Raw genomic sequence first — 24,247 nt, 5'->3', positions numbered from 1 at the left:
GGGCGCGGCAGGAATCAGCGGGGTGCCTTATGGGCGGCGCCCGCGGACGACACACCGGAGCCGCACACCCCGTGCCCAGCGGGAGCATCGAGGCCACGCCGTCCGGAGACGGCATGTTCACTGGCAGGATCTCCTAGGCTGTGCTCCGTGCTGATGCCAGAGAGCAATCCCGAGTTCAGCCTGATCGCAACGGTCCTCGCGGTCCTCCTGCTGATGTACGCCGCGATCGGCGAGCCGCTGCTGGGGCGCCGGGCGTTCGCGTGGCTGCAGGCCCGGCGCCAGACCCACCCGCGAGCGCTGCTCCGGTTCTACGCCGTGACGATCGCGGCCCAGTGGCTGTGGGCCGCGGCGATCGTGGTGATCCTGCTGACCTCTCCAGGGCTCACGCCGGGACACCTGGGGCTGCGCGCACCGGACTCCTGGGGGCCGTTGCTGGCGGCGGTGATCGGTTTCAGTCTCGCGTTGCTGGTCGTGTGGGTGCTCACTCGCGACAGCGGAGGCCGAAGCGGCCGCGAGCAGCACGGCGAGTCGCACTCGACGGCACCGGGGGCCGGCGGGCAGGTCCTCGCCACGCTGGCCCCTCGCTCGCGTGCCGAGCGCCGCATGGCGGCGGGTCTCGCGGTCACGGCGGGTATCTGCGAGGAGCTGCTCTACCGCGGCCTTTTCGTCGCGCTGGGAGTGGCGGTCGGGCTGCCGGTGTGGCTGGCGGCGATCGTCTCCTGCGTGCTGTTCGCCGTCGCGCACATTTACCAGGGCTGGTGGGGGCTGGTCGGGCCGGGCCTGCTCGGTGCGCTGTTCATGGTGGTCTACCTGGGAACCGGCAGCCTGGTCATTCCCATCGTGCTGCACGCCCTGCTGGACCTGCGCTCGCTGCTGCTCACCGGATCGGGGCGGCGGCACCGCGCTCCGGAACTGTAGGATCCGGGGCACGCCCGCCCGGCGCCCGCAATGCCGAGGGGCGGGCGTTCCAGCACGATGCGCGAAGGCGGGATCGACCATTGCCCACTCCTACCCCCCGTGGCAGATATTCATCCGATGACCCCTTGAGTGCTGGCCGGCATCTCGGGCTGGGCGGTCGTGCCTTCCGGCTCCTGATGTTGGCTACGGTCACCAGCTTCTGCGGGTACGTTCTGCTGCTCCCGTTGGTTCCGCTGTGGGCGACACGGGGCGGCGCGGGGGAGCTGGGGGCCGGGCTCACAACGGCGACGTTCATGCTGACCACAGTGCTCATCCAGCTCGCCATGCCCTGGCTGTTGAATCACGGCGGCTACCGTTGGACGTTCCCCGTCGGCGCCCTCCTCCTGGGCGGTCCCGCGCCGTTGATGATCCTGACGATGGACCTGACGGCGCTGATCGCGCTGTCGGCCGTCCGCGGGGTCGGGTTCGGCATGGTGACCGTGGCCGGAACCGCCCTGGCCGCCCGCCTCGTCCGACCGAACCAGATCGGGCGGGCCGCCGGATACTACGGGCTGGCCGGCGGGCTGCCGAACCTGGTGTTCCTGCCGACCGGCGTGTGGCTGGCGCTGAACATCGGGTTCGAAGCCGCGTTCTGGACGGCCGCGGTGGGGCCGGTGATCGGGGCGGTCGCGGCGTTCGGTATCTGGCTGTGCGCCGGGGACGGCCGGCCGGAGGCCGCGTCCGGCGCCGCCGACGAGCGCTCGGCGCAGGGGCGGCGCGCGGCGACCCTGCCCGTCCCGCTGCTGCTGATGCTGATCGCGGCGGTTGCCTCCAGCGCGTTCACCACGTTCCTGGCCATCCCGTTGGAGCACGCGTCCTGGGTCGCCGTCGCCGCGCTGCTCGCCTACAGTGCCCTGATGCTGGCGGGGCGGTGGACCGCCGGATGGCTGAGCGACCGCGACGGCCGCCCGGTGCTGCTCGTTTCCGGAATGGTGAGCGCGGCAGCCGGCATGGCGCTGGCGGCCTGGGCTGTCTGGCCGGCGCACGCCGGGTGGACCGGCCCCGGGCCGGCGGGAGCCGCTCTGGTCATCGCGGGCGCGGCGCTGTTCGGCGCCGGGTTCGGAGCCACCCAGAACGACACCGTCGTCGTGCTGTTCCGCCGCGCCGGTCCGGCCGGCTACGGGACAGCCAGCGCGGCGTGGAACATCGGCTACGACGCGGGCACCGGCGTGGGTGCGCTCGGGCTCGGCCTCGCGCTGCAGTACCTCGGCTATGGCTGGGGATTCTCGCTCACCGCGGCCGCCCTGGTCGTATGCCTGCCGGTCGCGACGTCGCTGGCGCGGACGCCACTACGGCGCGCGAGGTGAGCCGCTTCCTCAGAACGAGGACACGTGCACGTGGTCGTAGTGGTTCTCGGTGATGCTGCCCCGGTCGTCCATCTGCTTCCAGCCGGAGCCCGGGTTGCGGCTGTCCCAGATCCGCTGCTCCCAGATGACGTACTTGACGCCCAGCCGATCGGCGTTCGCCTGGGCGTAGTTGGCGATCTGCTGGCCGAGCTCCTTGTTCTCCGCCGAGGGGTGGCCACCGTTGTTGCTCATCATGAAGTCGCAGGCCTGGCCGGTGCCGTGGTCGTCGGCGCTCGATCGGACGCAGCCAACGGGGAAGGGGGCGCCGAACTCCTGGATGATCTCGTCGCGGATCGCGGCCATGCGCGGTGTGGCGCCGTCGAAGCCCCAGCCCTTGGCGGATGCGGGCACGGTGCCGTCGCCCGGAGTCTCGGGGACCTGCTCCTCCTCGTACTTCTCGATCTTGGCGAGGACGTCGTCGCGCTGTTCTTCGAGATCGTCGATGAGGTCCTTGGCCTCGGCGAGCTCGGTCTCGGCCTCCTCGGAGGCCTCTTCGCGCGCCTCCTTGAGCTCGGTGAGGTTGATCACGCGCTCGCCGTTGGAGTCCGATATGCGCCCGGCCAGTGCGGCGTCGTCGAGGGTGTTATCGGGGGAGCTGCTCATCACCACCTCGACCGTGGGGTCGAGGCCGGTTCCCTTGTACTGGGCCGCGGCTACCTGGGCGACGTCGGCCTCCGCGTCGGAGAGCTGGTCCTCGACGTCGGCCAGCTTCTCCTCGGCCGTCTCCACGGACTCCTTGGCGTCGGTGTACTGGGGTAGCTCCCCCTCGTACTCCTCTTCCAACTTCTCGGCGCGCTCGTTGAGTTCGTCAATATCGACCTCTTCCTCCTCGGGCTCGGCGTACGCCGCCGGCGCGCAGATGAGGAGGGTAGCCGCGGCCAGGCCGGCGAGGAGGGAGGTTCGGGGGTACGCGCGGCCGCGCGAGGGTCTTTCGAGTTCGTTCACTGTGCGTCGCTCCGTAGACGGGCCTGTGGCCACGCCCGAGTTGGGGGTGGGCGGATGGGTACCCGGGTTCGAGGGGGCTCGAGAGATGCGCGGGTCCCGTGGGCCACGAGATGCTTCGGCAGACGATACGAGATCGTTGGAGATCTGCCTAGGGAGTCTACGGGCGAACCGGGGCAGTTCGGCCCGATCAGGACAATCCGCCGAATGCGCTCGGCAGTTTCACCGCCTCGGGCTCGGGTGGTGTCTCGGGCAGGAACCAGGCGGAACGGCGGACCTCGCGCATGGCCCTGCGGCGGTTCTCCCGGTCGAGCCGGTCAAGGTAGAGCACACCGTCAAGGTGATCGGTCTCATGTTGCAGGCAGCGAGCCATCAGCCCGGAGCCGCTCAGTGTGACCGGCTCGTTGCGGAGGTCGACCCCGCGCACGACCGCGTACTGGGCCCGCGCCGTGGGATACCAGAGGCTGGGGACCGACAGGCAGCCCTCCTCGCCCTCCTGGACCTCCTCGGAGCGCTCCGCGATCTCGGGGTTGAGAACGTAGCCGATCTCCCCTTCGACGTTGTAACTGAACGCGCGCAGACCCACCCCGATCTGCGGCGCGGCCACGCCGGCGTGCCCCGGCTCGTCGACGGTGTCGAGCAGGTCGCGCACCAGCGTCTCGGTGTGTTTGTCGAACGTGGTGACGGGGGTGGTGGGAGTAACGAGGACGGGTTCGCCGAAGAGGACGATGGAGCGCTTCGTCATGATGTCCAGGTTAGCCGGACGCGGTGCGCCGTGTGTCAGGCCGTTCGCGGGGTGAGAGCGTCGTCGAGCACCATCTCGATGTAGTCGAGCGCGGCACGGCGGCGGGCGAGTGCGCTTTCGTACAGCGACGGCCTGGTGGTGTTGTGGCGCACCCGGAGGCACTCGTTGACGATCTGCTGCCAGCGCTCGGGGAACGCGTGCAACGCGTAGCGCCCGGCGCCCGACTTCGACGTGATCTCGCCGGTGCACAGGGTGAAATGCAACCGGCTCACGCTCAGGACGCTCCACGAGGGGGCGAGCGATCCCAAAGCGGCCAGTCCGCGCGGCGTCACTAGGCGCCCGGCCTTGGCGCGCCACCTGCGCCACTGCTCGTCGAGGTTGCCGAGAGACCACGCGCGCAGGCTCTCGCGCTCGTCCCAGACGTTCAGCTCGACCGGCAGCGGACCGCGGATGGTCACTCCCCGTTCGGCGAGCACGTGCCAGGTGACCGGGTTGACGTCGGCGCCGGCCCGGTTCCGGAAGCGCCCGGCCAGAACGGAGGCGACCGGACCGCACGCCATGGGGTCCTCTGTGAGGTCGTCCCAGGCGACGTGGATTCCGTTGAACTGCGGGCGCGGGAAGAACGCACGGGTCCGGGCGTGTGCCCGCCGCAGCGCGTCGCGGTCGGTGCCGGTGAGGCGCCGTCCGGCGACGACCACGAAGTCGACGTCGCTCGAATGTGGACGGAAGTCGTCCAGAGCGACTGATCCGGTGAGGTACAGCCCCTCGACCAGGCCGGGCGCCTCGTAGTCCACGTGATGCAGAAATGCTTCGGCCAGCGCCTGCACTTGTGGATGTACAGCCATTGGGTCTCCAGTCTGATCCTATGGAGGGCCGGATCATGAGGATACTCGACACCGCTGGAGCCGGGGAGCGCATGGTTCCAGGACACAGCAGTGTCAGTACACCCCCCTGCCTCCAAGTCTGAAATGCGCACCGACCGATAGCAAGTACTCACGCCGACGGGACTCCGCGAGTCCCCCGAAGCGGCGTCGCCGGCCCGCGGATCCGCGCCCAACAGGGCTGGCGGCGCGCCCCCGCGCGAGCAGGGGGCAGTGCAAATGCATGCGCATTGTAAATTCCGTAATGCGGATTCCACCCCCAATGTTTGTGGCAATGCCGGGATCGGGTATTTTTTGTTTCCCGAGGTGCCGCGTGTCCATTCCCCGACCCCCGACTTCTGCAGAGATCAAGAATGGTGTGCCACAGAGGCTCGCGTTACCAGCGTGTTTGTCGGGATGTTCGGCACTACACGGGACGGTGGCAGGAGGTGAGACTGTGGAACGCGCGCCGACAGCCGCGGATCTTTCGTGGAACCGATGGCGCGCGCCGCCTCGCGTATACCGGGAACGAGCGTGTGACCTGGTGGGCGGTGGCGGTGGCGCGGTGTCCGCGGCCATCGGCCCTTTGTGGAGCGGCCGAATCACGAGCCCCGTTCCTCCGGGAACGAAGGATCACTTTTCGCGGTTCGGCGCCGCGGTCTGGTGTGCGTTTGCAGTCGTGTAACACGCGGTCATATGAGGGAAATCGTCGGCCCATAGACTCCACTGCCCGGGCCGGCGTTCTCGATGACAAAAAAGGAGACGGATATGGTCCCGACGATGGTGCTGGTTGCAGATGATTTGTGTGATGTGCACCGCAAGAAGGCGCTCCGCGGCCTGGCCGAGGCAGTCGCGGACCGGGGCGAGGCCCCTGTGGTGCCGGCGTTCGGGTCCGGTCCGGAGGTGAACGAGACGGTACGGAGCACCGAAGGGCCGATCGCCGTGGTCCCCGCGTTCGTCGCTGGCGGCGACCTCGCCAGCGCTGAGACGTTCGCCCGGCTCGACCTGGACGGCCGGGTCGACGCCTGCCCGACCCCGCCCCTCGGTGCCGTGCCCTCGATCGTCGCCGACCTGGCGCGCCGGCTACACGACTCCGGATGGACTCTGGGCGACGGCGTCGTCCTGGCCGCCGACGGAGCCAACGACCAGGACGAGCGACAGGAGGTGACGGATGTCGCGCGCATGCTGAGCCGCCGGCTGCGGTCGCCCGTTCAGGTCGGATACCTCAACGGTTGGGCCCCGACGGTGGCGGACGCGGTGGACCGGTTGCGCAGCGGACGAGAGCCCCGGGTCTTTGTCGCCACCTGGCGTCTGATCGACGGTGCCGATGTCGAGCGGTTGCACGAACTGGGGGCAACATCGGTCACGGCTCCGCTGTGGCCCTCAGAACTCGTTGTGGACACGCTGCTCGCCCAGCACCGCTTGGCCAAGGCGCGGCTGGCAGCCTGACCGGTGCCGATGGCCGAAGCGAGCGTGTGTATCCCGTGACCATCCCGAACTCGCGGCCTCGTGGGGGCGCCGTCCCGTGGGGGCGGCGCCCGCACCGCGGTTCAGCGGCTGGCGCGGTCCCCGTCCCCGCTGTCCGCGGCCGCAGCGGCGTCGCTGCTACCGGGACTCACCGCCGGGTGACCGCGCGTACGCATAGCCCTGATACCGCACAGGAGAGCCGGAAACGCGCGGCGCGGACTCCGGGTACCCGTGCTTCTGGCCACAAAACCAACGCGAAGCCGAATACCCGTGAAGCGCATGGAACGGGGTCCCCGAAGGGTAGAGGTTGTGGTAGTACCTCGCTGGCGGACGGTGCCGTCAATCTATGGGGGACGGCCGGCACCCGAAGCCGGACCGGTTTTGGCGGTGGGGCGATCGCCGCCCCTTGGCCGATGCGGAGGCTTGGGCGCGGAGCCCTCGCGGTGGCGAGTACGAAGGCGGCGCGAGCAGGAGCAGGGCGGGACAGACGCATAAGGTGGACGAATGAGCAACAGCACAGCGCAGTTGGTTGACAGCAAACAGCGAAAAAGACTGCTGTGCAGGTTCGGAAGCGGGGCGGACGACTGGCTGGCACGGCTACCCGCACTGGTCGAGGAGCTCGCCGTCGAATGGAAACTCTCCATCGAGGGGCCGGCTCCGCACGGCAGGACGTCCGTAGTGCTGCATTGCCATCGGATCGACGGCTCCCGCGGCATCCTGAAGATCTCGCCTGACCCGGGCCTGGGCACCGAGGAAGCGCGGGTGCTGCGGCTCTGGGAGACCAGCGGACGCGTCCCCGAGGTCTGGGAGGTCGACGCCGGCCGAGGGGCAGTGCTGCTGGAGGCCATCGGCACCGGGCCCACCGTCGCGCTGCGGGGCGAAGTGCCGCCCATGGAGGTGGTCGGCGCCCTCATCGCCGACCTGCACGCTGTGGACGTCCCACCCGAGGTGCGGCGCGAGCTGCGCCCGCTGTCTTCCCGCATGGGCTTCCTGTTCGACCAGTTCGAGCACCGGCGGGTCACAGGGCCGGCGGCCGACCTGATGCCGGCCGCGTACCTGCACCACGGCCACGCCCGCGCGCGTGCCCTGGCCGAGGGGGACGACGACGTCGTGATGGTGCACGCCGACCTGCACCCCGGCAACGTCCTCGACGGAGGTCCGGAGCGAGGGCTGGTAGCCGTCGATCCCCGGGCCTGCCTCGGAGACGCCGCCGCCGACACCGTGGACTGGCTGGTGTGGAAGGCGGCCTCGGTCGATGAGGTGCAGCGTCGCGCCGCGGTCCTCGCGTCCGTCCTCGGGCTTCCGGAGTCGCGCCTGCTCGCCTGGGCTCGGGCCTGTGCCCCCATGTACGCGATCACCGAGGCCGAGCGCGGGCGCTCCGGCGGCGCGGAGTTCCGGATGCTGATGGAGCTCGCGGCCTGCTGAGCCGCGCGCAGCGAAAACCCGCTCCGACCCCGCCCGGGACCCGGGCGGGGTCTTCGCCGTTGGCTTTCTGGTGCGCCCCGTTCCGACTAGGTGCTGGCTGAGGCGCTTGAGAAGCGCGGCCTCACGGGCACGGGAGCGTACGCGCCGGGGCTCGGGCGGTCCTTCGGGCCCGCCGCCCGGCCCGGGTCATCCGCCTTCCCGCTCGAAGCGGTATCCCATGCCCGCCTCGGTGATGAGGTGCCTGGGGTGGGCCGGGTCGGGCTCCAGCTTGCGGCGGAGCTGCGCCATGTACACCCGCAGGTAGTTGGTCTCGCTCTGGTACACCGGCCCCCATACGTCGTGCAGCAGTTGGCGCTGGCTGACCAGGCGACCGGCGTTGCGCGCCAGGATCTCCAGGATGTGCCATTCGGTCGGGGTGAGCCGGACCTCCTGCTCGTCGCGGAGCACCCGCTTGGCGCCCAGATCGACAGTGAACGCGGGGGTCCGCACGACCGGGGCCTCCTCGCCGCGCACCGACCGGCGCTGCGCGGCCCGAATCCGCGCCAGCAGCTCGTCGAACCCGAACGGCTTGGTCACATAGTCGTCGGCGCCCGCGTCGAGGGAGCGCACCTTCTCGCTGGCCGAGTGGCGGGCGGAGAGCACGATCACCGGGACCGAGGTCCAGACGCGCAGCCGTTCGAGGACCTCCATGCCCTCCATGTCGGGCAGCCCGAGGTCCAGCAGCACCAGGTCGGGCAGGTGCCGCGCCGTGATCCGCAGTGCCGCGCCGCCGTCGCCGCAGGTGTCCACGTCGTAACCGCGCGCCCGCAGATGGATCCGCATGGCGCTGATGATCTGGGCGTCGTCGTCCACGACCAGGACCCGCATCAGTCATCCCCGACTTGCGCAGTTTGGTTTCCGTTTGCGCTCTGCAGGGTGAACACCATGGTCAACCCACCTCCCGGAGTGTCCTCCGCGACGAGGGTTCCCTCCATCGCCTCGGTGAACCCGCGCGCCACCGCCAGCCCCAGGCCGATCCCGGTACCGCGGGGCGTGTCCCCGAGCCGCTGGAACGCCTCGAACATGCGGTCCTTGGATTCGTCGGAGGCGCCCGGGCCGTGGTCGGCCACCCGCAGCTCCACGGTCTCGCCGAGCGTGCTCGCCGCCACCCGGACCGGGCCGATCGCGTCCCGGTTGTGCCGGCTGGCGTTCTGCACCACGTTGGCCACGGCGCGTTCCAGCAGGCCGGTGTCGATCCGCACGCGGGGCAGGTTATCCGGAACGTCCACGGTCACGTTGTTCTCCGGCATTGAGATGAGTGTCGCCGGGACCACTTCCTCAAGGCCAACAGAGCGGATGTTCGGCCGAACGGTGTCGGTCTGCAGCCGGCTCATGTCCAGGAGGTTGCCGACGAGGTCGGTGAGCCGGTCCGTGGAGTCCTCGATGTTCTCCATCAGCTCGCGCCGGTCGGGCTCGTCGAGTTCGATATCGGTGGCGCGCAGGCTGGAGACGCTGGCCTTGATCGAGGTGAGTGGGGTGCGCAGGTCGTGGGAGACCGCGGCGAGCAGCGCTGTGCGGATCTTGTTTCCGGCGGCCTGCCTGCGGGCTTCGGCCGCGTCGAGGGTGAGCCGTTGCCGTTCGAGGGCGATGCCGATGTGCGTGGCGAACACGCTCAGCACCCGGCGGTCGGAGGCGGGAAGTACCCGCCCGCGCAGCGCCAGCGCGAGCGTGTCGCTGACCGACACCAGCGCGTCGGCGTTGTCCGGCGAGTGGCACGGACCGAGACCGACGTGGTCGACGAGCCGCCAGCGAGTGTCGTCCTGCTGCTCGATGAGCGCCACCGAGTCCTGCCCGAAGTTCTCCCGGATCCGTTGCAGCAGGGCCGGTAGCGGCTCGTTTCCGCTGAGCACGCTGCCGGCGAGCAGGCTCAGGGTGCTCGCCTCGGCCCGCGCGCGGGCGGCCTGCAGCGAGCGCCGGTTCGCCATACCGACGACGATCGCTACGAGCACGCCGACCAGCACGAACACGATGAGCGCGAGGAGATTGTCCACGCTGTCGATCGTCAGTCGGTACAGCGGCTCGGTGAACAGCACGTTCAGCAGCAGACTGCCCAGAACGGCGGAGGCGAACGCGGGCCACAACCCGCCGACGATCGCCACCACCACCGTCGACAACAGGAAGAGCAGGAACTCGGTGGTGAGGTCGAGCGGGTCGAGTGCCGGAAGCTGCAACACGGCGGTCAGTAGCAGTGGAAGCAGCACACCCAGCAGCCAGCCCCAGATCCGCCGCACCCTGCCCAGCCCGCCTCGGGCGAGCGGCGGGAGCAGGCCGCGCCCGCGGCCCGCCTCCTCGTGCGTGACGATGTGCACGTCGATGTCGCCGGAGTCGCGGGCCACGATGGTGCCGACCCCGGGGCCGAACACGTACTGCCAGCTCCGGCGGCGGGACGTGCCCAGGACAATCTGGGTCGCGTTGGCCCCGCGCGCGAAGTCCAGCAGGGCCGAGGGCACGTCGTCGCCGATCACCTGGTGGTAGGTGCCGCCGAGCTGGGCCAGGAGCTGTTTCTGCCGCGCGATGACGCTGGGCCGGACGTGGGCGGGACCGCTGCTCGACACCACGTGCACCGCCATCAGGTGGCTGGGCTGCGGCTGGCCGCCGCGCGCGCGTGCGGCGATGCGCGCGGCCCGCCGGATCAGCGTCTCGCCCTCGGGTCCGCCGGTCAGCGCGACGACGATGCGCTCTCGGGCCTCCCAGGTCTGCCGGATCTTGTGCTCGCCCCGGTATCGGCTCAGCCCTTCGTCCACCCTGTCGGCGACCCACAGCAGCGCAAGCTCGCGCAGGGCTGTGAGGTTGCCCTCGCGGAAGTAGTTCGACAGCGCGGCGTCGACCTTCTCCACGGGATAGATGTTCCCGTGCGCCATGCGGCGGCGCAGCGCGTGCGGCGACATGTCGCACAGCTCGATCTGGTCGGCGCGGCGCACCACCTCGTCGGGGATCGTCTGCCGCTGCCGGACCCCGGTGATCTGCTCGACGACGTCGTTGAGGGACTCCAGGTGCTCGATGTTCACCGTGGAGATCACATCGATGCCGGCGTCGAGCAGTTCGTCGATGTCCTGCCAGCGCTTCGGGTTGCGGGAGCCGGGAGCGTTGGTGTGGGCGAGCTCGTCGACCACCGCCACCTGCGGGCGCCGCGCGAGAACGGCGTCGGCGTCGAGCTCCGCGGAGACGGCGTCCTCATTGGCGGGCATGTGCCGCGGCAGTACCTCGAGGCCGTCGAGGAGTTCGGCGGTCATCCGCCTGCCGTGGACCTCGACGAACCCGACGACGATGTCCGTTCCGCGGCCGTGGCGCCGCTGCGCCTCGCTCAGGGCGTTGTACGTCTTGCCCACGCCCGGAGCGGCACCAAGATAGATCCGGAGTTTGCCACGTGCCACGTATCCATTGTGGGGCCGTTTGTCCGATCCCACTACGGGTTGTCTCCGAGGTCGACAGGTCGTTGCCCACGGTTAACGTTCGGTGGCCGCGGGTGGCTTGGCGATTGGGCCAGCGCTGCGGCGTGTCACGGATGGGCGGATGCGGTTGGCGGCCTGGCTCCGGCGCTGCCGCGCTTGGTTCGCGGTCCCATCGCCGCAGCCTCACCGGCCGGACCGTCTGGTTCACCGTTGGAGCGGGAACGTGTCCCGCTATCCGGGGCGGGGGTCCGGAACACTTTCGGGCACACTGTGTGGTCACGTCAGGTGGTCACGTCATCGATAGGGTGAATACGGTACCCCGCACGTATGGCAGCGATGCCGCGTCCCCCATCCGCAAGGAGCGCTTGTCGCTATGGCCGGTTACCCGCCCACCCCTCCTCCTGGCCCGCCCGGTCCACCGCAGGGACCATACGGTCCGCAGCGGCCGCGCTTCGAGTACCCGCCGTCGCAGGGCGGTCCGTACGGTCCTCAGCAGGGCGCGCCGCAGCAGCCCTACGGGCCGCCCGGGGGTGGCGCGCCGCCGCCCGGCCCTCCCGGTGGGATGCCACCGTCCCCGCAGCAGCCGGCGTCTCGACGTAACGGGATGCTCATCCTCGGTCTCGCGGGCGGGCTCGCCGTGCTGCTCGTGGGTGGCATAGGCGCTTGGGCGGCCTTCGGGTTCTCGCCGCCGTACGCCACCACGGGAGAGTGCGACGACCTGCTGCCCGAGGACGCCCTCGCCGACGTTCCCGGCGCGGAGGGCAACCAGGTCCGCCAGCAGGACGGGTTCAGCGGCCTCATGAGTAGCGAAGACAAGTACGAGGACGCGCAGAGCTGCATGTTGATCGATGACCAGGACTCACCAGACACGGCCGTCCTCCTCAGCGCGTACCTCCACTCTTCCGACATCGAGGAGGAGGACGTGCGGCGGGAGATGGAGCGGCAGCGCGACGAGCGCTTCGACGAGATCGACTTCGAGGAGGGGGAGGCGGCTGGCCGTCTCAAGGGGGCCAGCGCCGAGGTGGAGGTGCGCGAGATCTCCACTGGCGACGGCGGTACCGCGTTCGCAGCCGACTCTCCCGATGCGAAGCTCTCCGAGTGGACCTCAACCGGCCGGTTAAGCGGAGCGGTGTTCACCACCCGTAACCTTGAGGTCGTCGTCACCTACCTGGGGCCGTCCGATGTCTCCGTCGAGGAGCACCTCGAGGTGGTGGCGGGCCTCGCCGACGTGGTGAACAGGCAGATCTCCAGCACTGTCGAGACCGAGTAACGCCGGGCACGGCCTGAAGGTTCGGTGGCGCGCCGTGGATGCGACGGTCATGTACGGCGCGCCGAACAGTGCGAAACCCGAACGAGCCGTCTGCGCGCGTGCGGGCATCGAAGATCAATGGGGCATGTCTGAAGATGGTTCCTAACGCCGCGTCCCCGGTGTCCCCCCTTGACTAGGAGCGCTTGTCGATATGGCTGGTCATCCGCCCATGCCGCCTCCCCCGGGCCAGCCCGGTCCCCCGCAGGGGCCGTACGGAGCGTACGGACAGCCCTCCGGTTATCCGCCCCAGGGTTCCCACGGTCCACAGCAGGGGTTTCCGCAGGGACCGTACGGGCCGCCCGGGGGCGGTCATCCCGGAGGCGGCCCTCCCGGGCCGCCGGGCGGACCCGTGCCGCCCTACCCCGGCCAGCCGGCGCCGCGGCGCAATGGGCTGATCATCGCCGCCATCTGCGGAGGGCTCGCCGTCCTGCTCATCGGCGGTGTGCTGGCCTGGGCGATGATGGGGACCGCGGCCCCGTACTCCTCGATAGGGGAGTGCGACGACCTGCTCGCCGAGGACGTCCTGGCCGACACCCCGGGCGCGGAGGGCAACCCGGTCGACCAGTTCGACACCTTTCAGGAGACACCCCTTGAGGACGAGGACGTCCTGGAAGCGCAGACGTGTGTGTCGAGCGACAACCCGGACGAGCCGTCGGGCGAGTACGACACGTCGGTGATGGTCGCCGTGTACCGCCACTCCCCGAAGACCGAGGAGGACGACTACGCCGATGTGCAGCGGACGATGGAGCGGGCGCGCGACGACGTCTACGACCACTACGAGATCGACCTCGAAGACGGTGAGGGAACGGTGACCCCCGCCGGGACGAACGCGGAGATGGAGGTCCGCTCCATCTCCACCGGCGACGGCGGCGACGCGTTCTGGGTGGACGACCCGGACGAGGAGTTGTCCTCGATGCACGCGACAGGGCGGTGGGGCAGCGCGGCATTCACCACCCGCAACCTGGAGGTGTACGTGACGTACTCGGGGACCCCCGAGATCCCCGCCGAACGGCACATCGAGATCGTGGCCGACCTCGCGAACGCGGTGGAGGGGAAGATCTCCCGGACGATCGAGACCGAGTAACGCCGGGCACGGTTCGAAGGTTTGGTGGCGCGCCGTGGATGCGACGGTCATGTACGGCGCGCCGAACAGTGCGAAACCCGAACGAGCCGTCTGCGCGCGTGCGGGCATCGAAGATCAACGGGGCATACCTGAAGATAGTTCCCAACGCCGCACCCCCGGTGTCCCCCGTTGACGAGGAGCGCCTGTCGATATGGCTGGTTACCCGCCCGCGCCGCCTCCCCCCGGCCAGCCCGGACCCCCGCAGGGGCCGTACGGGCCGCAGAATCCCTACGGCGCGCAGCAGCCCTACGGGCCTCCCGGGAGCGGCCCTCCTCCCGGTCCGGGCGGGCCCGTGCCGCCCCCGCCCCACCAGCCGCCCCGCCGGCGCAACGGGCTGCTCGTCGCCGGTATCGCCGGAGGGGTGGCCGTCCTGGTCGTGGTCGGTGTGACCACCTGGGCGGTCCTCGGACACGCGCCCCCGTACTCCTCGGCGGGCGAGTGCGACGAGCTGCTGACCGAGGACGTGCTCACCTCGGTCGCGGGGGCGGAGGAGGCCGAGGTCGAGCGGCTCGCCGGCCCCGGGTACCGGGCAGCCCATGAGGAGTACGAGGACTGGGCGGTCTGCCTGGCGAGCCCCGATCCGGACGAGCCGTGGACGGGGCGCGACACGACGGTGCGGGTGAGCACCTCCCTCCACGCACCCGAGCCCGAGGACGACGACTACTCCGAGGTGCGGCGGTACGTGGAACGGAACTACGAGAAGGGCCTGGACGGCATCGCGGAGACCAGTGCGGAGGTGGACACCCGCGAGATCCCCACCGGGGACGGCGGTATCGCGTTCTCGGTCGAGGACACCCACCGGGAGGTGCTCGCGTCAGGGACGGGGAACAAACGGGGTCACGCGGTGTTCACCACCCGCAACCTCAGGGTCTCCATCGAGTACTCGGGGACGTCGGACGTCTCCGCCGAGGAGCACCTGGAGACCGTGGTCGACCTCGCCAACGCGATGAACCGGCGGATCTCCCGCACGGTCGAGACCGAGTGACCCTCCGGTGCCGAGTACCGGAAACCCGCGAGAACCGATCCCGCGCCGGCGACAGTCGAAGACCAGCGGGGCATATTGGACGTTGGTCCGCGTCACATTGGACGCGGTGCCCCCCGTTAGCGAGGAGTGCTTGTCGATATGGCTGGTTACCCGCCCGCGCCGCCTCCCCCCGGCCAGCCCGGACCCCCGCAGGGGCCGTACGGGCCGCAGCAGCCCTACGGGCCGCAGCAGGGGTACGGCGGCTACCCCCCGCAGAATCCCTACGGTGCGCAGCAGCCCTACGGGCCACCCGGAGGGGGCCCTCCCGGGCCTCCGGGCGGCCCCATGCCGCCCTACCCCAACCAGCCGCCGCCGCGGCGCACCGGTGTGATCGTCGGTGTGATCGCCGGCGGCCTGGCACTGCTCCTCGGAGCCGGCGGAGTGGTGACCTGGGTCCTCATGCGGCCCGCGGCCGCGTACGCGGAGCTTCCCGCTTGCGATGACGTTGTCACCGACGCGGTCACCGACATCACGGGGCAGCGGAATCCCGAGACGGAGGAGTATGCCTACGAGTCTTCGGAATTCCCCGACAACGCCGACAGGAAACTGGAGGAGCTCGCCGACTGCGGGGTGTTCGAGGACATGAGCCTGAAATACGCGAGCGAGGAGTTCCTCGCCGTCGGCCTGGGCCGGTACGCGTCCGACACCGTCGAGGACGACTACCAGAGGGTGCGCCGCGCGGCGGAGAGGAGCGACCCCGTGGACACGATCGAGGAGGTGACCGAACCTGAGGAGGTCTCGGTTGGCGACACCGGGATCCAGTACATGGCCGGGTACAGCAACGAGGCCCTCTTCGGGGAGGACCCCGGCGGCAGCATGTCCGTCGTCAAGGCCGCTGACCGCAATATGGTCGTCACCATTTGGTACCGCGCGCCGGACCGGGTGAGCGACGACGAGAAGCGGGACATCTCCCTGCAGGTCGCCAACGAGATCGTGCGGATCCTCCCGGACGTCGTGGACGTCGAGGAGTGAGCTCCGCCCGTCTCGTTCTCCGGCACGAGGGCGGCGCCCAGAGCTGAGGCGCCGCCCGGTGGCACTACCGCGACGGGTCCAGTGCCAGCTTCCCGGTGGTTCGGCGGGCGCGCAGGTCCTCGTGGGCGCGATCGGCCTCGGAGAGCGGGTACACCCCGCCGTTGATGGTGCGCACGGTGCCCTTCCGCACCAGCTCGAACAGCTCCGCCATGGCCCGGTGCACCACGTTTCCGGGGAGTGTGAAGGCGTGCGCCAGCCACATGCCGCTCACCCCCGTCGAGTGCCGCATCAGGTTGCGCAGCTCCACCGGTCGGGGAGCTTCGCGCGAGGCCATCCCGTAGAACGCCAGCCGGCCGAACGGGGCGAGCGCGCGGAGGCTCTCGTCGGTGACCCGGCCGCCGGTCATGTCCAGGACGGCGTCCACCGGCCGGCCCTCGTTCGCCTCGATCAGGGCGGTCGTCATGTCGTCGGCCCGCGAGTCGACAGCGGCGTCGGCGCCGAGCTGGAGCGCGAGGTCGCGCTTCTCCTCGCTGCTGGCCGTCGCGATGACCCGGCCCGCGCCGAAGACCTTGGCGAGCTGGACCGCGATCGAGCCCACACCGCCGGCCGCGGCGTGCACCACAACGGATTCGCCGGGCTCCATCCGGATGCTCTTGCGCAGCAGTACCCAGGCCGTCGTTCCCTGGATCAGCAGCGCCAGGGCGCTCACGTCGTCGACGCCGTCCGGAACGTCGAACACCTGGTTCGGGTTGGCGGCGGCCTGCTCGGCGTAGCCGCCGGTGCCCACGAGGGCCGCGACGCGCCGCCCGTCCGGGGTGTGGCCGATGACCTCGCCGCCGGGGGTGAGGGGCAGTTCGGCCTCGGTGAGGTAGGTGTTCTCGGCCTGGTGGGTGTCGGCGTAGTTCACCCCGCACCGGTCCACGTGGATCAGGACCTCGTCGCCGCTGGGCCGCGGCTCCCCGACCTCGGTGGTCCGCAGGACCTCGGGGCCGCCGAACTCGGTGATCTGGATCGCTTGCATGAAACCTCTTCCTGTACCGACTGGATGGTATGTGCGTGAGGTTAGTTGCTTGCGCGGCACTCCGGAGCCAGCGCGAACGCGCCCACCAGGGCGGTGGCGTCGTCGTGCCGCTTGCCGCGGCCGGGAGAGACCTGGCCGTCCGCGCGCTCGCGCTCGCGCACCCAGGCGATGAGCGACTCCGGCCCGCGCTTCTCCAGGTGCAGCCAGACGTCCGGCCAACTCTGCCCGTAGTGCTCGACGAGCCGGGTGCAGCCGTCGGTCAGCAGGGCGAACCGCAGCCCTGGCGGGTGCGCGGTACCGGTCACGGCGTGCCGCGCGGCCTCGGGCCGGGCGCCGGCCACCCAGAACCCGTCAGGGCTGTTGCGCGCGGCCCGCACGAGCTCCCCGCTGTAGGGCCGCCCACCCGGAAGATGGTGCAACCGGTCGTCGGTGATGACGGTGACCTCGCCGCCGGCTTCCGGGAGCAGCACCGCGGAGTCGGCGAGCACCAGGTACTCCAGGCCGGGATCGGCGCGGCGGACCATGGCGACGGTGCTCGACGGGCTGTCCGGGTTGGCGAGGTCACAGGAGTCATGGGCGGCGCGGGTCCGCTCCAGCGCCTCGCCGAGCGCGTCAGCCGGGGACGCGTGCCGTGCCGGTGCCATCTCGCCGGCGAGAGCGGCGGCAAGGGTGGCGACGAACCAGCGGACGCCGTGCCGGCAGCCGCTGTCGGTGTCGCGGGCCGTGGCGCCGTCGAGGACGAACGCCCAGTCCGGCCCGGACGCGGCGAGGTCCTCGTTGCCGTCACCGTCGCCGGGGACACTCGCGTAGCTGATGCGCACGTAGCCGAGGCTACGGCAGGCGGGCCTGGCGCAGCGGGCCGCATCGCGGTGGGAGTGGACGACCGCCGGGCGCCACCTGCCGGCAGGCACGGTGCGCCGCCGGGTCAGGCACCGGTACGGCTCCGCGGCTGGCCCACGGCGCGCCGCTGTGCGTCGGTGATGGTCGCCTCGGCCGCCGCGCGGTCCTGCCAGCCGCGGACCTCGGAGCTCTTGAGGGGTTCCAGTCGCTTGTAGATGTCGAAGAAGTGCGTGATCTCGTTCAACTGGAACTCGGGCACGTCGCTCAGGTCCTGGATGTGGTCGACTCGGGGGTCGCCGGCGGGCATGCACAGTACCTTGGCGTCGGGGCCGCGCTCGTCGCGCATCCAGAACACGGCGACCGGCCGGACGTGTACCGCGCTTCCGGGGTAGGACGGTTTGTCGAGCGGCACCATGGCGTCGAGCGGCTCATCGTCCTCGGCCAGGGTGTCGGGGATGTAGCCGTAGTCGGCCGGGTACTGGGTCGCGGTGAACAGCGTGCGGTCGAGGCGCAGCCTGCGCCGTTCGTGGTCCATCTCGTACTTGTTCTGCGACCCCTGCGGGATCTCCACCACCATGTCGAAGTCCATGGGACGTCCCCCCTTGTCAGTCAGACCTGGTGCGATGCGCTTGCCAGGCCAACCTACCCGGGCCCGGCGGAACAATGGGCCCTATGTCCGAAGAAGCGCGTTAGCTCACCCTCCGCCGGGTTCATGTGCCGCCCTGCCGCCTCCGGCGGCGGCCGGTCGCGAGGGGCGCGCCGCGCGCGTGCCCGCCGAGTGTCACTGCCGGGCTCTAGCATGTGTGACCAGTAGCGCGGTGCTCGAACCGTGCGTGGACACATAGCCGAGGAGTGGTGGCACGATGCTCGACCTGGCACCCGCTGCCCGCCAGATGCGGGCACTGGTCGCGGAGATTCCCGACGACCAGCTCGCGGCACCGACCCCGTGCGAAGGGCTGGCAGTGGGCGACCTGCTCGACCACGTCATGGGGCTCTCGCTGGCATTCCGGCTCGCCGCCGAAAAGGAGACCTCGCCGGCCAGCGGTCCGCCGCCGGCCCCCTCCGCGGCGAACCTGCCGCCGGACTGGCGCGAACAGCTCGCCGGCCGGCTCGAAGCCCTCGTCTCCGCCTGGCGGGACCCCGCGGCCTGGGAGGGAGACTCCGCGGTGGGCGGCCTGGAGCTGCCGGCGGAGCAGGCGGGCATGGTCGCCGTGGACGAGCTGGTGCTGCACGGCTGGGACCTCGCCCGCGCGACCGGCCAGAGCTACGAGGCCGACCCCGTCAGCGTCGAGGCGTGCCACGCGTTCGTCGCGCAGATCCCACGGGATGACCCCAAGGCGCGCGAGGGCCTGTTCGGGCCGGTCGTCGAGGTCCCCGACGATGCGCCGCTGTTCGACCGGACGCTCGGCCTCAGTGGCCGCGATCCGTCCTGGACCGCGCGGTAGGGGCCGGACCAGGCCGATGGCGTTCCACGCCCATTGCGTGCCGGCTGGTCACCCCCGATCGCCGAACCTCTGGTTGAGGCTTTCGGGGAACCTGGCACGCAAGGGGTCCGGAAACCCGCAAACTCGGAAGCATGGCACAACGAGCGCTGCGTCCGGTCGACCTCGCCCGGGAGCACGGCCTGTCCACCCAAGCGGTCCGCAACTACGAGGACGAGCGGATCCTGCCTCCTGCCGGGCGCAGTGGCGCCGGGTACCGGCAGTACTCCGCGGTGCACGCGCAGGCCCTGCGCACCTTCCTCGCCCTGCGCCCCGGGTTCGGGTACCAGACGGCCGCGGCGATCCTGCGTGCCGCGCACCTTCGCGACCACGAGACGCTCTTCCGCCTCGTGGACCGGACACACGCCACCGTGCTGCACGAGCGCGACACCCTCGACGAGGTGGCCGCCGCACTCGACACCCTGACCTCCGAGCCCAGCCAGCACGAGGGGCCGGCCACGGCCCTGAGCATCGGGGCGCTGGCGCACCAGCTCGGCATGCATCCCGCCTCGCTGCGCAAGTGGGAGAAGGCCGGCATCCTGCGCCCGCACCGCGACCCCGCGACCGGGCACCGCGTCTACCACCCCGAGGCGGTGCGCGACGCGCGGATCGCCCGCCAGCTCCGGCGCGGCGGCCACCTACTCCCGCGGATCAGGCTGTTCGTGGACCAGTTGCGCGAGGCGGGAGGTGCCACGGCGCTGCGGGAGCTGATCCACCAGTGGCGGTCCCGGATCGACCAGCGGAGCGGGGCGATGCTCGCTGGGGCGCGGTCGCTGGCGGACTACCGCGACCTGCTCGCCGCCGAGCAGGTCGATGAGGAGTGAACCGAGTCAGCGGGCCCGGCCGGACCGGCTCCGCGCCGCACAGTCCTTACGCCGGGACCGGGCTCGACGGGCCCCGGAACGTGGCGCGGTAGGCGCTGGGCGCGACACCGATCGCCGCGTGCAGGTGCTGCCGCAGGGAGGCGCCGGTTCCGAACCCCGCGCTGGCCGCGACCTCGTCGACCGGGAGATCGGTCTCCTCCAGGAGCTGCCGGGCGCGCTCGATCCGCCGCTGGGTGAGCCAGTGCAGCGGCGTGACCCCGACCTCCGCGCGGAAGCGCCGCGTGAAGGTGCGGACGCTCATGGATGCGCGTTCTGCCAGGTCGCGCAGTGTGAGCGGGTGGTCGAGGTGCTCCAGCGCCCAGGCGCGGGCTCCGCCTGTGGCGGAGTTCCGGCCGGGGTCGGCAACGGGGCGCGGGATGAACTGGGCCTGACCGCCGTCGCGGTGTGGCGGGACGACCGTCGAGCGGGCCGCGTCGTTGGCGACGGCCGCGCCGAAGTCGCGCCGGATCAGGTGTAGGCACAGGTCGATCCCGGCGGCCTCGCCGGCCGAGGTGAGGACGTTGCCCTCGTCTGTGTACAGCACGTCCGGGTCGAGGCCGACCGCGGGGAAGAAGCGGCGGAAGAGCTCCGTGGACTTCCAGTGTGTCGTCGCCCGCCGGCCGTCCAGCCACCCGGCGGCCGCCAGCACGAAGGCGCCCGTGCAGATTGAGGCGACGCGCGTGCCGGGGCGAACCCCGGCGAGGGCCGCGGCGAGCCCGGGCCCCAACTCGCCCGTGGTCTCGGTCTCCCCGGCGGCGTGGCTCGCCGGTACGACCACAGTGTCGGCCTCGGCCAGTGCCTCGGGGCCGAGGGAGACATGAACCGGGAAGTCGGCGGTCGTGGGCACCGGGCCGGGCGCGAGTGCGCAGGTAACCAGCTCGTAGAGGGGGACGCCGGCGCGTTCGGCGGCGCCGAGGAGCTGGTGCACCAGACCCAGTTCCAGCGGCAGCACCCCGGGGCGGACGAGGACGGCGACGCGGTGCCGGTCGTCGTTCCGGAAGACAGTCATGGCCAGATTCTTTCACATCGTGGCCTTCTGGCCTCTCGTGGGCGCGGCGCCAGCGGAGCATCATCGTGGGTATGAACATTCTGTGGGTTTTCGCGCATCCGGAACGGCGCTCCCTGAACGGCTCCCTCATGACGGAAGGGCTGCGCGAACTCGAGCGCATGGGCCACGAGAGCCGGGTATCCGACCTGTACGCGATGAAGTGGAACCCGGTGGTGGACGCGGGCGACTTCGATGCCCCCGAGGCGGCGGAGTCCGGCCGGCTGCTCGTGGGCGCCGAGCAGGAACGCGCGCACCGGGAAAGCACGCTGAGCGAGGACATCCGCGCCGAGCAGGAGAAGATCAGGTGGGCTGACGCGATTGTCTTCAACTTTCCCATGTGGTGGTTCGGCCCGCCCGCAATCCTCAAGGGCTGGTTCGACCGGGTGCTCGTGCAGAGCTTCGCTTTCGGGCTCACTGACGAGCACGGCCAGACTCGGCGCTACGGCGACGGCGGGCTGGCCGGCAAGCGCGCGTTGGTCGTCACCTCGGTGGGCGCGCGCGAGTCCAGCTTCGGGCCGCGCGGCGTGCACGGCAGTGTTGACGAGGTGCTGTTCCCGCTGTTGCACGGCACCCTCTGGTACACGGGGGTCTCGGTGCTGCCACCGTTCGTCGTCTACGGCGCCGACCGGGCCACCGAGGCCGGGGGCGCCGACCAGGCGGACGCGCTGCGCGCCCGGCTGCGCGAGTTGCCCACCGCCGAAACCATCCCGTACCGGCACGAGAACGGCGGAGACTATGACGACGCGTTGGTGCTCCGTCCGCACCTCGCACCGGAGCGGACCGGACTCGGGGTGCACACGAGGGAGGCCCCGTGACACATCCCGGTCCGCCGGCTCGGGGACGGCGGCGGCCGGTGCTCACAGCGGGTCGTCGATCGCCCGGACCGGCTGTTCCACCAGAGAGCCGAAATACCAGCGGCCGACGTGCGCAACGATGTTGGTCGGCGCCGGGCCGATCCCGTCGGACCGGCGCATGGCTCCCCTCTGTTGAGAGGACCAGGACCGGTCCCGCGAGCGGTTCCTCGTCGCTGACGAGCGCGGAGGCCGGCAGCCGCACGACGGTGCGCCGCGCCACTCGGCTGGGCAGCACGTAGCGGTCGAGCTGCGGCACCCGCTCGTACACCGGCAGCAGGAGCCGCCCTTCGCTGCCGCGGGTACGGCCGCGCGCGGCACGGGCACGGGCCCGCTGTGTCGCGCGGGCCCGGCGGGCCGGGGCGCCGGGCACACGCACCCTCGGCGCCGCTCGGCCCTACTCCGCGACGGTGAGAGCGGCGTTGACGGCGCTGGCCAACCGCACATCGTTGGCCGTGAGACCGCCGGAGTCGTGCGTGGTGGTGGTGACGGTGACCCGGTTGTAGTCGTGGATCGCGATATCGGGGTGGTGGTTCAGCCGGTTCGCGACATAGCCGACGACGTTGGCCACCTGCAGAGCCCCGCTGAACCCCTTGAGTTGCCAGGTGCGGGTCAGGGTGTCGCCCTCGCGCGCCCATCCGGCCAGGTCGGACAGCTCCTTCTCAACGGTTTGCGGATCCAGCAGTTCGGCCATGACACCCTCCTCGGTTGCTTCGCGTGCGCAGATACCCGTATCCCCGCGCCGCTGAACCATCCCGCCCCAACAGATCCCCGCCGATCCCGGCGCGCTGGGCGCGGTACGGGGTCCGCTACTCGCCCTCCGCTGGCTGGGACCCGCGCAACCGCGTGTTCTCGTCCTGCAGGTCGAGGACGTGCCTGATCCCGGCGAGGTTGACCCCGCTGGCGACCAGCTCGGCAACGCGGCGCAGCCGAGCTATGTCATTGTCGCTGTAGCGGCGCGTCCCCCCTTCGGTCCGCTGGGGGGTCAGCAGGCCGTGGCGCTCGTACAGCCGGAGCGTGCGCGCGGAGATGCCCGCGAGCTCGGCGGCGACCGAGATCGTGTAGAGGGGCTGGTCGGGTTCGGGGCGCCCGCTGCTCATCTGCGTGGGTCCTTCCTGGGCGGCGGAAGCACGCTGCCGAGGTGCCCGATCGCGGCTCGTTGCGCCGGGTCGAGGGTGTCCGGGACGTCGACCGCGATCTCTACCACGAGGTCGCCGGGGCCGTGCCCGCCGTGGGCGGGCACCCCGTACCCGGGCTGGCGAAGCTGGTCGCCGTGGGAGGTGCCGGGCGGGACGCTGACCCGCAGCTCGCCGCCGTCCAGTGTAGTGATCGGCACGGTGCCGCCGAGGACGGCCTCGGGGTAGCTCAGGACCAGCGTGGTGCGCAGGTCGCACCCGACACGGCGGTACGTGGGATGCGGTTCCACGTGCACGGTGACCAGGAGGTCGCCCGGCTCGCCACCGTGCCGGCCGGGCTCGCCCACGCCGGAGACCCGCAACCGGTGCCCGTGCGTGGTCGCCCGGGGCACCGCGACCGTGGCCCGCTGCTCGCCGTCGACCTCGATGCTCGCGGTGGTCCCGTACACAGCTTCGGAGAGGCGCAGCCGGAGATCCGCCTTGGAGTCGGCGCCGCGGCGTGGTGCCGCCCTGCGGACGCGAACCGGGATCCGGGTGCCGCGGCGGTCCCGGGAGGCCTCACGGTCGCCGCGTCGTGCGGCGCCATGGCCATGGCGCTCGATGAGCGTCTCGTAGGCGGCTTGGAGCCGGGCGAAGGCGTCGTGATCGCCGCCGGCGTCGGGGTGGTGGCGGCGTGCCAGATCACGGAAGGCGCGCGCGATCTGCTCGTGTGTCGCGTCCGTTCCGATACCCAGCACCTCGTACGGGTTCTCGGGGGCGGTCACCGGGACCTCCGTGGCTCGCGGGCCGAATTTTTTTCGTTGGATGTGTTTATTCTCCTTCGGGTATGGTATAAAACATGAGTGTAAGCGCATCAGGATTGATGAGCGACTTGAGAGGTGAGGCATGATGCTGATGCGTACCGACCCGTTCCGCGAGTTCGACCGGCTCACCCAGCGCCTGCTCGGCGATGCCGCCCGTCCGGTTTCGATGCCGATGGACGCCTACCGCGACGGGGACGCCTTCGTGATGCACTTCGACCTGCCGGGTGTGCGGTCGGAGACGATCGACCTGGAGGTGGAGCGCGACGTCCTCACGGTGCGGGCCGCCCGGGACGACGCCACCAAGGGCCGCGACGTCGTCATGGCGGAGCGCCCGAGCGGCAGCTTCTCCCGCCAGTTGTTCCTGGGTGAGTCCCTGGACACCGAGAACATCTCCGCCGACTACGCCGACGGCGTGCTGACACTGCGGGTGCCGGTGGCCGAGCAGGCCAAGCCGCGCAAGATCAGCGTTACAGAGGGCAGCGGCTCATCCGGCCAGATCAAGGCCTGAGGCCCCGCGGCCGCGGCTGGTCGACGACAACGGCGGCGCGTCCGCCACAGCCGTGTGGCGGACGCGCCGCCGCGCGTCTTGCCCGCCCGCGCTTT

The 24,247-nt window shown here is 70.9% G+C and carries 24 protein-coding genes; 12 read left to right on the top strand and 12 right to left on the bottom strand.

The window, feature by feature from the left end; translation table 11 throughout:
- Nucleotides 1-153: 153 nt before the first annotated feature.
- The gene (locus F4561_RS22665; RefSeq protein ID WP_184584034.1) at nucleotides 154-918 is read left to right on the top strand and encodes a CPBP family intramembrane glutamic endopeptidase; all 765 of its coding nucleotides are present in this window, start codon (nucleotides 154-156) and stop codon (nucleotides 916-918) included.
- Nucleotides 919-1,043: 125 nt separating this feature from the next.
- Complete coding sequence (locus F4561_RS22660; protein ID WP_246437263.1) at nucleotides 1,044-2,264, top strand: MFS transporter; 1,221 nt, start codon at nucleotides 1,044-1,046, stop codon at nucleotides 2,262-2,264.
- A gap of 9 nt (nucleotides 2,265-2,273) precedes the next feature.
- On the opposite strand, the gene F4561_RS22655 is transcribed toward F4561_RS22660, so the two are convergent.
- The 3 genes from F4561_RS22655 to F4561_RS22645 form a co-directional block, all read right to left on the bottom strand.
- On the bottom strand, nucleotides 2,274-3,248 hold the full coding sequence (locus F4561_RS22655; RefSeq protein ID WP_184581358.1) for a coiled-coil domain-containing protein: 975 nt from the start codon (nucleotides 3,246-3,248) through the stop codon (nucleotides 2,274-2,276).
- Nucleotides 3,249-3,435: 187 nt separating this feature from the next.
- Nucleotides 3,436-3,990, bottom strand: a complete 555-nt coding sequence (gene def, locus F4561_RS22650; RefSeq protein WP_184581356.1) for a peptide deformylase — start codon at nucleotides 3,988-3,990, stop codon at nucleotides 3,436-3,438.
- A 35-nt stretch (nucleotides 3,991-4,025) separates the two neighbouring features.
- A complete protein-coding gene (locus F4561_RS22645) occupies nucleotides 4,026-4,835 on the bottom strand; it encodes an aminoglycoside adenylyltransferase domain-containing protein (protein WP_184581355.1) in 810 nt (269 codons plus the stop codon).
- A 783-nt stretch (nucleotides 4,836-5,618) separates the two neighbouring features.
- Here F4561_RS22645 and F4561_RS22640 point away from each other — a divergent pair.
- Complete coding sequence (locus tag F4561_RS22640) at nucleotides 5,619-6,299, top strand: sirohydrochlorin chelatase (protein WP_184581354.1); 681 nt, start codon at nucleotides 5,619-5,621, stop codon at nucleotides 6,297-6,299.
- A 522-nt stretch (nucleotides 6,300-6,821) separates the two neighbouring features.
- A complete protein-coding gene (locus F4561_RS22635; RefSeq protein WP_184581353.1) occupies nucleotides 6,822-7,742 on the top strand; it encodes an aminoglycoside phosphotransferase family protein in 921 nt (306 codons plus the stop codon).
- Nucleotides 7,743-7,928: 186 nt separating this feature from the next.
- On the opposite strand, the gene F4561_RS22630 is transcribed toward F4561_RS22635, so the two are convergent.
- Nucleotides 7,929-8,609 carry a response regulator gene (locus F4561_RS22630; protein WP_281384110.1) on the bottom strand — a complete coding sequence of 227 codons (681 nt, stop codon included), beginning with the start codon at nucleotides 8,607-8,609 and terminating at the stop codon, nucleotides 7,929-7,931.
- Nucleotides 8,609-11,155 (bottom strand): DUF4118 domain-containing protein, encoded by a 2,547-nt coding sequence (locus F4561_RS22625; protein ID WP_184581352.1) that lies wholly within the window; start codon nucleotides 11,153-11,155, stop codon nucleotides 8,609-8,611. Before F4561_RS22625 ends, F4561_RS22630 begins: the two co-directional genes overlap by 1 nt.
- A gap of 622 nt (nucleotides 11,156-11,777) precedes the next feature.
- Here F4561_RS22625 and F4561_RS22620 point away from each other — a divergent pair.
- From F4561_RS22620 to F4561_RS22605, 4 genes are all read left to right on the top strand, one after another.
- A complete protein-coding gene (locus F4561_RS22620) occupies nucleotides 11,778-12,443 on the top strand; it encodes a hypothetical protein (protein ID WP_184581351.1) in 666 nt (221 codons plus the stop codon).
- A 388-nt stretch (nucleotides 12,444-12,831) separates the two neighbouring features.
- Nucleotides 12,832-13,566 (top strand): hypothetical protein, encoded by a 735-nt coding sequence (locus F4561_RS22615; RefSeq protein ID WP_184581350.1) that lies wholly within the window; start codon nucleotides 12,832-12,834, stop codon nucleotides 13,564-13,566.
- A 190-nt stretch (nucleotides 13,567-13,756) separates the two neighbouring features.
- Nucleotides 13,757-14,590, top strand: a complete 834-nt coding sequence (locus tag F4561_RS22610) for a hypothetical protein (protein ID WP_184581349.1) — start codon at nucleotides 13,757-13,759, stop codon at nucleotides 14,588-14,590.
- Nucleotides 14,591-14,728: 138 nt separating this feature from the next.
- On the top strand, nucleotides 14,729-15,601 hold the full coding sequence (locus tag F4561_RS22605) for a hypothetical protein (RefSeq protein ID WP_184581348.1): 873 nt from the start codon (nucleotides 14,729-14,731) through the stop codon (nucleotides 15,599-15,601).
- Nucleotides 15,602-15,665: 64 nt separating this feature from the next.
- Here F4561_RS22605 and F4561_RS22600 read toward each other — a convergent pair whose 3' ends face one another.
- The 3 genes from F4561_RS22600 to F4561_RS22590 all read right to left on the bottom strand — a co-directional run bounded on the left by F4561_RS22600 (nucleotide 15,666) and on the right by F4561_RS22590 (nucleotide 18,051).
- The gene (locus tag F4561_RS22600; protein WP_184581347.1) at nucleotides 15,666-16,622 is read right to left on the bottom strand and encodes a quinone oxidoreductase family protein; all 957 of its coding nucleotides are present in this window, start codon (nucleotides 16,620-16,622) and stop codon (nucleotides 15,666-15,668) included.
- Between the two features lie 41 nt (nucleotides 16,623-16,663).
- Entirely contained in the window at nucleotides 16,664-17,443 is a 780-nt protein-coding gene (locus F4561_RS22595) for a protein phosphatase 2C domain-containing protein (RefSeq protein WP_184581346.1), read from the bottom strand.
- A 104-nt stretch (nucleotides 17,444-17,547) separates the two neighbouring features.
- Nucleotides 17,548-18,051, bottom strand: coding sequence for an inorganic diphosphatase (locus F4561_RS22590; protein ID WP_184581345.1), 504 nt, complete (start codon nucleotides 18,049-18,051; stop codon nucleotides 17,548-17,550).
- Between the two features lie 274 nt (nucleotides 18,052-18,325).
- On the opposite strand from F4561_RS22590, the gene F4561_RS22585 reads away from it, so the two are divergent.
- Nucleotides 18,326-18,907, top strand: a complete 582-nt coding sequence (locus F4561_RS22585) for a TIGR03086 family metal-binding protein (protein ID WP_184581344.1) — start codon at nucleotides 18,326-18,328, stop codon at nucleotides 18,905-18,907.
- A 131-nt stretch (nucleotides 18,908-19,038) separates the two neighbouring features.
- Nucleotides 19,039-19,767, top strand: a complete 729-nt coding sequence (locus F4561_RS22580; protein WP_184581343.1) for a MerR family transcriptional regulator — start codon at nucleotides 19,039-19,041, stop codon at nucleotides 19,765-19,767.
- A 46-nt stretch (nucleotides 19,768-19,813) separates the two neighbouring features.
- Here F4561_RS22580 and F4561_RS22575 read toward each other — a convergent pair whose 3' ends face one another.
- The gene (locus F4561_RS22575; RefSeq protein ID WP_184581342.1) at nucleotides 19,814-20,815 is read right to left on the bottom strand and encodes a GlxA family transcriptional regulator; all 1,002 of its coding nucleotides are present in this window, start codon (nucleotides 20,813-20,815) and stop codon (nucleotides 19,814-19,816) included.
- Between the two features lie 71 nt (nucleotides 20,816-20,886).
- On the opposite strand from F4561_RS22575, the gene F4561_RS22570 reads away from it, so the two are divergent.
- Nucleotides 20,887-21,669 carry an NAD(P)H-dependent oxidoreductase gene (locus F4561_RS22570; protein WP_184581341.1) on the top strand — a complete coding sequence of 261 codons (783 nt, stop codon included), beginning with the start codon at nucleotides 20,887-20,889 and terminating at the stop codon, nucleotides 21,667-21,669.
- Nucleotides 21,670-22,102: 433 nt separating this feature from the next.
- Here F4561_RS22570 and F4561_RS22565 read toward each other — a convergent pair whose 3' ends face one another.
- The 3 genes from F4561_RS22565 to F4561_RS22555 form a co-directional block, all read right to left on the bottom strand.
- Nucleotides 22,103-22,399 (bottom strand): 4a-hydroxytetrahydrobiopterin dehydratase, encoded by a 297-nt coding sequence (locus F4561_RS22565; protein ID WP_184581340.1) that lies wholly within the window; start codon nucleotides 22,397-22,399, stop codon nucleotides 22,103-22,105.
- A gap of 115 nt (nucleotides 22,400-22,514) precedes the next feature.
- Nucleotides 22,515-22,805, bottom strand: coding sequence for a heat shock protein transcriptional repressor HspR (locus tag F4561_RS22560; RefSeq protein ID WP_184581339.1), 291 nt, complete (start codon nucleotides 22,803-22,805; stop codon nucleotides 22,515-22,517).
- Entirely contained in the window at nucleotides 22,802-23,605 is an 804-nt protein-coding gene (locus F4561_RS22555) for a J domain-containing protein (protein WP_184581338.1), read from the bottom strand. The genes F4561_RS22560 and F4561_RS22555 overlap by 4 nt, the downstream gene beginning before the upstream one ends.
- A 121-nt stretch (nucleotides 23,606-23,726) precedes the next feature.
- On the opposite strand from F4561_RS22555, the gene F4561_RS22550 reads away from it, so the two are divergent.
- On the top strand, nucleotides 23,727-24,152 hold the full coding sequence (locus tag F4561_RS22550; protein WP_281384109.1) for an Hsp20/alpha crystallin family protein: 426 nt from the start codon (nucleotides 23,727-23,729) through the stop codon (nucleotides 24,150-24,152).
- The last annotated feature ends 95 nt before the right edge of the window (nucleotides 24,153-24,247 follow it).

This window comes from Lipingzhangella halophila, assembly GCF_014203805.1.
Classification (GTDB): Bacteria; Actinomycetota; Actinomycetes; order Streptosporangiales; family Streptosporangiaceae; genus Lipingzhangella; species Lipingzhangella halophila.
The sequence above is the reverse complement of the archived record's forward strand: the minus strand, read 5'-3'. Positions and strand labels throughout refer to the sequence as shown.

Excerpts from the sequence above, each read along its gene's own strand:
- F4561_RS22665 (WP_184584034.1), top strand. The coding sequence starts at position 154 with ATGCCAGAGAGCAATCCCGAGTTCAGCCTGATCGCAACGGTCCTCGCG.
- def (WP_184581356.1), bottom strand. The coding sequence starts at position 3,990 with ATGACGAAGCGCTCCATCGTCCTCTTCGGCGAACCCGTCCTCGTTACT.
- F4561_RS22645 (WP_184581355.1), bottom strand. The coding sequence starts at position 4,835 with ATGGCTGTACATCCACAAGTGCAGGCGCTGGCCGAAGCATTTCTGCAT.
- F4561_RS22640 (WP_184581354.1), top strand. The coding sequence starts at position 5,619 with ATGGTCCCGACGATGGTGCTGGTTGCAGATGATTTGTGTGATGTGCAC.
- F4561_RS22635 (WP_184581353.1), top strand. The coding sequence starts at position 6,822 with ATGAGCAACAGCACAGCGCAGTTGGTTGACAGCAAACAGCGAAAAAGA.
- F4561_RS22630 (WP_281384110.1), bottom strand. The coding sequence starts at position 8,609 with ATGCGGGTCCTGGTCGTGGACGACGACGCCCAGATCATCAGCGCCATG.
- F4561_RS22620 (WP_184581351.1), top strand. The coding sequence starts at position 11,778 with ATGCTCATCCTCGGTCTCGCGGGCGGGCTCGCCGTGCTGCTCGTGGGT.
- F4561_RS22610 (WP_184581349.1), top strand. The coding sequence starts at position 13,757 with ATGGCTGGTTACCCGCCCGCGCCGCCTCCCCCCGGCCAGCCCGGACCC.
- F4561_RS22605 (WP_184581348.1), top strand. The coding sequence starts at position 14,729 with ATGGCTGGTTACCCGCCCGCGCCGCCTCCCCCCGGCCAGCCCGGACCC.
- F4561_RS22600 (WP_184581347.1), bottom strand. The coding sequence starts at position 16,622 with ATGCAAGCGATCCAGATCACCGAGTTCGGCGGCCCCGAGGTCCTGCGG.
- F4561_RS22590 (WP_184581345.1), bottom strand. The coding sequence starts at position 18,051 with ATGGACTTCGACATGGTGGTGGAGATCCCGCAGGGGTCGCAGAACAAG.
- F4561_RS22585 (WP_184581344.1), top strand. The coding sequence starts at position 18,326 with ATGCTCGACCTGGCACCCGCTGCCCGCCAGATGCGGGCACTGGTCGCG.
- F4561_RS22580 (WP_184581343.1), top strand. The coding sequence starts at position 19,039 with ATGGCACAACGAGCGCTGCGTCCGGTCGACCTCGCCCGGGAGCACGGC.
- F4561_RS22575 (WP_184581342.1), bottom strand. The coding sequence starts at position 20,815 with ATGACTGTCTTCCGGAACGACGACCGGCACCGCGTCGCCGTCCTCGTC.
- F4561_RS22570 (WP_184581341.1), top strand. The coding sequence starts at position 20,887 with ATGAACATTCTGTGGGTTTTCGCGCATCCGGAACGGCGCTCCCTGAAC.
- F4561_RS22565 (WP_184581340.1), bottom strand. The coding sequence starts at position 22,399 with ATGGCCGAACTGCTGGATCCGCAAACCGTTGAGAAGGAGCTGTCCGAC.
- F4561_RS22560 (WP_184581339.1), bottom strand. The coding sequence starts at position 22,805 with ATGAGCAGCGGGCGCCCCGAACCCGACCAGCCCCTCTACACGATCTCG.
- F4561_RS22550 (WP_281384109.1), top strand. The coding sequence starts at position 23,727 with ATGATGCTGATGCGTACCGACCCGTTCCGCGAGTTCGACCGGCTCACC.